Annotated in this window: 5 protein-coding genes and 1 rRNA gene; 3 read left to right on the top strand and 3 right to left on the bottom strand. The window is 39.9% G+C overall.

The genetic code is table 11. From position 1 onward, the window contains the following. Window positions 1–343 (bottom strand): 16S ribosomal RNA (locus DC082_RS09045); the annotation flags it as partial. 780 nt (window positions 344–1,123) lie between these two features. On the opposite strand from DC082_RS09045, the gene DC082_RS09040 reads away from it, so the two are divergent. Both DC082_RS09040 and DC082_RS09035 read left to right on the top strand, forming a co-directional pair. After that, window positions 1,124–1,978: a DMT family transporter gene (locus DC082_RS09040; RefSeq protein WP_109236680.1), complete on the top strand. Its 855-nt coding sequence runs from the start codon at window positions 1,124–1,126 to the stop codon at window positions 1,976–1,978. Between the two features lie 198 nt (window positions 1,979–2,176). After that, window positions 2,177–2,566 carry a hypothetical protein gene (locus DC082_RS09035; RefSeq protein ID WP_109236679.1) on the top strand — a complete coding sequence of 130 codons (390 nt, stop codon included), beginning with the start codon at window positions 2,177–2,179 and terminating at the stop codon, window positions 2,564–2,566. Window positions 2,567–2,698: 132 nt separating this feature from the next. Here DC082_RS09035 and rhlE read toward each other — a convergent pair whose 3' ends face one another. Beyond that, window positions 2,699–4,171 (bottom strand): ATP-dependent RNA helicase RhlE, encoded by a 1,473-nt coding sequence (gene rhlE, locus DC082_RS09030; RefSeq protein WP_109236678.1) that lies wholly within the window; start codon window positions 4,169–4,171, stop codon window positions 2,699–2,701. Between the two features lie 194 nt (window positions 4,172–4,365). On the opposite strand from rhlE, the gene brnQ reads away from it, so the two are divergent. Next, window positions 4,366–5,718: a branched-chain amino acid transport system II carrier protein gene (brnQ, locus tag DC082_RS09025; RefSeq protein ID WP_109236677.1), complete on the top strand. Its 1,353-nt coding sequence runs from the start codon at window positions 4,366–4,368 to the stop codon at window positions 5,716–5,718. Window positions 5,719–5,720: 2 nt separating this feature from the next. Here the strand turns inward: brnQ and DC082_RS09020 are convergent, their stop codons facing one another. Further along, window positions 5,721–6,986, bottom strand: a complete 1,266-nt coding sequence (locus DC082_RS09020) for a PIN domain-containing protein (RefSeq protein ID WP_109236676.1) — start codon at window positions 6,984–6,986, stop codon at window positions 5,721–5,723. Window positions 6,987–7,006: the final 20 nt, after the last annotated feature.

The following is a 7,006-nucleotide window of genomic DNA, read 5'->3' as shown; positions in this document are numbered from 1 at the left end:
GAGTCTGGGCCGTGTCTCAGTCCCAGTGTGGCTGATCATCCTCTCAAACCAGCTAGAGATCGTCGCCTTGGTGAGCCGTTACCTCACCAACTAGCTAATCCCACATAGGCTCATCTCTTAGCGCAAGGTCCGAAGATCCCCTGCTTTAAACCGTAGTCCACATCCAGTATTAGCCACCCTTTCGGGTAGTTATCCTAGACTAAAAGGTAGATTCCTATGCATTACTCACCCGTCCGCCACTCGCCACCGAAGAGAGTAAACTCTCCTCGTGCTGCCGTTCGACTTGCATGTGTTAAGCATACCGCCAGCGTTCAATCTGAGCCAGGATCAAACTCTTCAGTTTAATCTCTATAATGTTTAAATCTTTCGATCTAACCATGTAACTTACGTTACTGCTCAATTACTGCTTCTATTTCCATTATAAAAAAATAGATGCTGGAATTGTTTGGTTAGACTTCTATTCTTTTGCTCACGCAAACAAATACAAGCCCCCATACAAACTTACTTAAGATTAATTTGTTAAAGAACTTTAGGGTTAGGCTAAAGTGAACTCAATCCTGAATCTCTTACCGCCCTAAGCAGACGAACTATATTACAGATGCTTTATCAACTTGTCAAACTTATTTTTAACTATTTTTTTGAGTTTTCCGATTTTGATTTCAGCTTGAATCTCAATTTCGAATCCTACTCAAATCCCCATTAGCAAGATGTTAAAAACTATATTAAAACCTGCTTAAAACTGACTACTAATAGGTTAAAGCTTTGACTGTCTCAGAAGCGCTGTGTCGTCTGAGGTGATGTATCTTACCCCTTTCATTTTTATTTGCAACTCTTTTTGATTCTTTTTTTGAAAAACTCTACCTAAAATGTGATTCTTACACTCTAAAAGTAGATCAACTCATTGAATTATATAAGAGTAAATAGAAGCAGATAAGAATGAATAAGAATCAATTAAAGCAAGTGGGAGATATCTAATTTGGAGCGATCCATTACTACACTATATTGCTATTAAGATAATATCCGTATAATTTGATATCTATATTAATGGATATCAATAATAGGTATCAGGATCATCACTTCATCATGCATTAACCTGCCTTCACTTTATAAATAGAGTCTCTCTATGCGCAATCCGCTACTACTTGGTATCTTCTTTGTCTTTATCTCTCAGATCGCATTTGCCCTAATGGATAGCTCCATCAAATGGTTGAGCAATGATATCTCGACGGCAACTATTATCTTCTTTCGGAATCTAGTCACTCTCTTTTGGGTATTGCCGGCATTCTACTACTCTGGCGAGATGCGAAACTCCATCAAGCGCTTACCTCTTCATGCGATTCGCTCCCTATCGGGCCAGATTGGCATGATCTTAATCTTTATCTCTTTAAAGGTACTTCCACTCTCTGATGCCACGGTTCTACGCTCACTTACACCGCTCTTTGTGCCGATATTAGCTTTTATTTGGCTCAAAGAGCGTCTCAATTGGGTCTTAATCCCGAGCTTTCTTTTAGCACTTGCCGGCGTTTGGATGTTAGCAGATGTGGATAAACCACAATTTACCGTACTCTCTCTTCTTCCGATTATTGCAGGAGTCTTTGTTGCGATGGCGATGGTGGCGATCAAAAGAGTCAGCCGCGTGGCTAAAGGAGAGGAGATTGTCTTCTACTTCTCTTTAACCGGGATAGTTTCCGCTTTAGGCTTAGCACTCTTTACCGAATTCAGCCTTCCCTCATCACTTGCCGTTTGGGGTGTTGTCTTATTGATGGGGCTCTTTGGATCACTCGGGCAAATTTGGGTAACACGCGCTAATACATTGACCGATGCTTCGATTTTAGCGCCCTTCTACTACCTTAATGCCGTATTTGGTGCTCTACTCTCCCATTTTATCTGGAATGAGACATTAGGTTTTTGGGGTTGGTTAGGCGCACTACTTGTTATTTTTGCAGGATTGCTTCTGCTCTTCGTCCCTCGAAAATAACGGGTATATCATACGTTCTATTTCTCTCTCTGAGATGAGAATGAAGATCAGATAGGTAGAAGATGAGATAAAAGATGAGGTAAAAAATAAGATAAAAGATGTAAGGTAGACGATGATGTAGTAATGAAAGATAGTAATATGATCTATTAGAGGCATGACTTAATCGCATGTGATAAAGATACCATTGAGGATATTAAGATGAAAAAATTAATCATGGCACTAACATTGCCGGCACTACTAACCACTCTTGCAATTGCGCAAGAAGATAACTCAGCAGAAGAAGCCATCGGTTATCGTACACCGCTTCAAGCCATCTTGGCAGAAAATAACTTTCTAGATCATGAGGAACTCTCCACAATAACCTTAACTCAAAAACCCAATCGTGTTGAATCTCCCGATGCGGTGATGATTACACTTACGGAATCAGGCTTGTTAGATGATTCTATCTCAGCAATCAGAACCACCTATATCGTTAAGCAATCGATCCAAGATGAGACCCCTATTTGGGGGATCGATGAGAAATTCACAGAGCAGAAGTGTCAAAGAGGTGAAGAGCCTCATACATTTACCAGTGATCTTTGCCCTTAAGAGCCCTTTCGCTCGGACTTATCACTATTATTGATGTTTTTTTGATGTTTTGATAACCTAGATAACAATAAAAAAACAGATCGAATAACATCCGATCTGTTTCCTTGTTTCTTATTAAATAGAGATAGAGAGTTATCTCTCTTCCACCTTCTTCACTCTACGGCGACGTCTTGGCCGATCCGCGGTTGAAGTACTTGATGGTTTGCTCTCACCTCGTCCGCTTCCGGCATTTCCTAAGTGATTACCGGCATTCTCGCCATTAGCTCTTCGGCGAGTTCTGCTTTTTGTGCTCTTTTCACTACTCTCGGTCTTCTCACCACTATTACGACCCTGTGGTGATTGGTCTCGTCCACGCCCTCTACCTGCGCTACGACTATTTCCATGACTGCTTCCCCGACCTCTGCCGCCACGCCTTGTTTCTATCGGCTCTGCTTTAATCGTTGGATCGGGCTCAAAGCCGGCAATAGTCACTTTAGGGATCTCTTTTTTCAGAAGGCGTTCAATATCTTTTAGGAGCTTCTGCTCATCGATGCAAACCAGTGAAACAGCTTTACCGGTTGCCGCTGCTCGCCCTGTTCGCCCAATACGATGCACATAATCTGCCGGCACACTAGGGAGATCAAAATTCACCACAAAAGGGAGCTCAGCAATATCGATACCACGAGCGGCAATATCTGTCGCTACTAAAACCTGAAGAGCATCGGCTTTGAAATCCGCTAAGGCTTTCGTCCTTGCTCCTTGACTCTTATTGCCATGGATCGCAGCCGCCACAATCCCTCTATTATTAAGATATTCTGTTAAACGATTAGCACCATGTTTTGTTCGGCAAAAAACTAAGACCTGTTGCCAATTCTCCCGCTCTATTAGATGGGATAAAAGTTCTCTTTTTCGTGTTTTATCGACAAAATAGAGTTCTTGAGTCACCTGCTCGGATGCCGGCTTCTCTCTTTCAATCTCAACTGTTGCAGGCTGATGCAATAACTTTGTTGCAAGGGTCGTAATCTCTGGAGAAAAGGTAGCTGAAAAGAGTAAAGTCTGTCTCTTTGCCGGTAGTTTAGAGAGAACGCGCCGAATATCATGGATAAAACCCATATCTAACATACGATCTGCTTCGTCTAATACAAGATATTCAACTTGAGAGAGATCGACCGCATTTTGCTGCTCTAGATCGAGAAGACGACCAGGCGTTGCTACTAAGATATCGACACCACCACGAAGTTTCATCATTTGAGGATTGATGCTCACTCCACCAAAGACCACTAGAGAGCGAAGTTTAAGGTGTCGGCTATAGATCACAAGATTCTCATGGATCTGCGCCGCCAACTCCCTTGTAGGAGAGAGGATCAACGCTCGAACAGCTCTTCTATTTTGTCTATTCTGCCCACTTTTCGCTACACCTGTTACGGATGTTTGACTCATTAATTCTAAAATTGGAAGTGTAAACCCGGCGGTTTTACCCGTTCCCGTCTGCGCGCAGGCCATCAGATCACGCCCTTTGAGGATGATCGGAATCGCTTGTTGTTGGATAGGTGTAGGCTCACTATATCCAGCGTCACTAATTGCTGTTAAAAGTTCATCACGTAAACCGAGGGAGTTAAAAGACATAAAGCGTGTACACCTATCTAAAAGAAAGGAGCACTATACACTAATTGGAGAGAATTTATCCGACATTCCATTTTTAACAACTTATAAAAAATTCAACAAGCTCTCGATTTTTTTAGTAAAGTCATCAACGTTTAGGCAAAACCTACAGGTTCATTTTGTCCCCAAAAGGGACGTTTTAAAATTCGAGATAAGATATGAAGAATAACAAACTCTCTCTAGCATCTTACATCACCGTTGGGTCGATGTTATTTGGTCTATTTTTTGGCGCCGGCAACTTAATCTTTCCGGTACATATGGGGCAAGAAGCAGGAGCTTCTACCTTAATGGCAACGATTGGATTTATTCTCACCGGGGTCGGTCTCCCCTTTTTAGGTGTTGTGGCGATTGGATTTTCCAAAAGTAATGGTCTATATGATCTAGCAAGTCGTATCACTCCGGCTTACGGGCTCTTCTTTACGATGGTTCTCTATCTCACGATTGGTCCATTCTTCGCCCTTCCCCGTACAGCAACTGTCTCCTTTGAGATCGGTTTAACCCCATTCCTAGGTGAAGATCAATATACCATTGCCCTCTTAATCTTTACGATTCTCTTCTTTCTACTTGCGTGGATCTTATCGCTCAACCCTAGCAATATTATGATGTGGATTGGCAAGGTTCTCAATCCGCTCTTTCTCCTCTTTCTTGCGTTCTTAATTATTAGCGCCTTTATTAAACCGATGGGGGAGATCGAACCATTAGCTATTCAACCGGCATATCAAGGAAGCCCTTTCTTTAAAGGGTTTACTGAAGGCTATAATACTATGGATGTCTTAGCTTCTCTCGCTTTTGGGATTATTGTGGTTAATGCGATCAAAAGTTTTGGAGTGACAAATACGACCGATATTGCCAAAGATACCTTTAAGTCGGGAATTATCAGCTTAATTTTAATGAGTGTGATCTATGGTTGTCTTGCTTATATCGGCGCGATGAGTCTCAATGCTTATCCGCTCTCTGAAAATGGTGGTATCGCTCTTGCACAGATCGCAACTTACTACTTTGGTGCCTATGGCTCGATTCTTTTAGCGATTATCATTACCGTTGCCTGTCTCAAAACTGCAATCGGCCTGATCTGCGCCTGTGCGGAGATGTTTAATCAGCTCTTTCCTAAGATCTCTTACCGCACTTTTGTTCATCTCTTTAGCTTGATTAGTATGCTGATTGCAAATGTGGGACTAACCGCTATTATCAGTATCTCTATTCCGGTATTGATGTTCCTCTATCCATTAGCGATCACCTTGGTCTTTTTAGCTTTTGCCTCACCCCTTTTTCATCACAAGAAGATTGTCTATCAATTTACAATCGGCTTTACCTTTATAATTGCGGTAGTTGAAGGTTTAAAAGCATCCTCTGAAGTGATTAGCCAAAACCCGATCATTTTTAGCATTACCTCATTTTTCGATAACTTACTCCCACTTTCCGATGTCAATATGGGCTGGATCCTCCCTGCAATTGCCGGCTTCGTGATTGGGTGGATTGTTAGCCTAATAAAAGGCTTACCTTCAAAGTAGAACTACAACCCTTCTTTTAATTCAGAAATTTCAAGATCAATGTTTTTTATTTGATCTTGAATTTCTTCAATATGCTTTTCAAGTTCAAGATATTCATCTAAAGAAATTGAGGCATTAGAGGCAATAAAAAGATCTTTTAAATGCATCTCTAATTGAGATTTTTCTACTATTTTTTTATCAATTTCACCATTCAATGCCTGAGACCTTAAATTATTAACAGTACTTATATGGTGCAGAGTTTTAAACAAGTCATTAGCCATAAGTTTTTTAAGCGGTTGAGGCACTATATTATTCAAATGATTAACTCTTTCATAAAACTCATGCAAATTAAACCTGACATCCTCAACAGAACCTTCAGCTATTTCTAAATCAAATACATTATTGCCATTTTCAATAAATTCATCAGAGCTATACACAGAAAATACTCCAGCCGGTTTTACTTGCGCATATTCATCAATTAGCTCAATTCTTGCGCCAATAACCTTATAACCCTGTGAGTTGACTCGATATACCCAATCTTCTTTTAAATCATCTGTAATGAATACAACATTATCTATATCATCTTGAAATTCCACATACTGTAAAATCTGTTTCCAAATAATAAGGTCACCAAACTTTCTTTTATAAATCAATTTTTTATATTGAAAGCTATCAGTTCCATCTAAGTCTTTATTTTGATCTTTATATCCAGGGGGAATTTCATTTTTATATCGTTCTTCCCCTTCTTTATATAATTCATCTAGCCATGTTTGATTTTCTGGAGCTTTCCCTAAGTTTCCGCCAAAAATTTCTAAAATATCCTCTCTAATACGATCTTGAGCCGTGACATGAAGCTCCTTTCGAGAAATATTTTTAATCTCCTCATCGACCTTAGCTTTCTGCTCATCAAAAGTCTGCAATATTTCTTGAAGCAATTTTGCAAGTGAAGGATGCTTATTAACAGAGCGACTATCTATTAACTTTTTAAACTTTTCATTATCCCAGCATCTTGCCAATTCAGATGAAAGCTTATTAATCTCGCTTCGATTTTCAATAATAGGTTTTAGTCTATTCCGATGATATTCAAGTCCCACATGATAGGGAATAAAAACACGATCCCTCAATGTTTTCACTAATTTAATAAAATCGTCTACTGTTTCTTTTTTATAACGGTACAAATTAATCAGAACATTCGTATCAAATACAAAGATCGTTTTATCATTTTTCCAGAGTTCTTTTACATCAAGCTCATTTTTAGATTGATAATACGCCTTAAATTCATTTTTCATCTTAGTACATATCAAAGTTT

Origin of the sequence: Ignatzschineria indica (genome assembly GCF_003121925.1) — a bacterium.
In the GTDB taxonomy this organism is placed as follows: domain Bacteria; phylum Pseudomonadota; class Gammaproteobacteria; order Cardiobacteriales; family Wohlfahrtiimonadaceae; genus Ignatzschineria; species Ignatzschineria indica.
The sequence above is the reverse complement of the archived record's forward strand: the minus strand, read 5'-3'. Positions and strand labels throughout refer to the sequence as shown.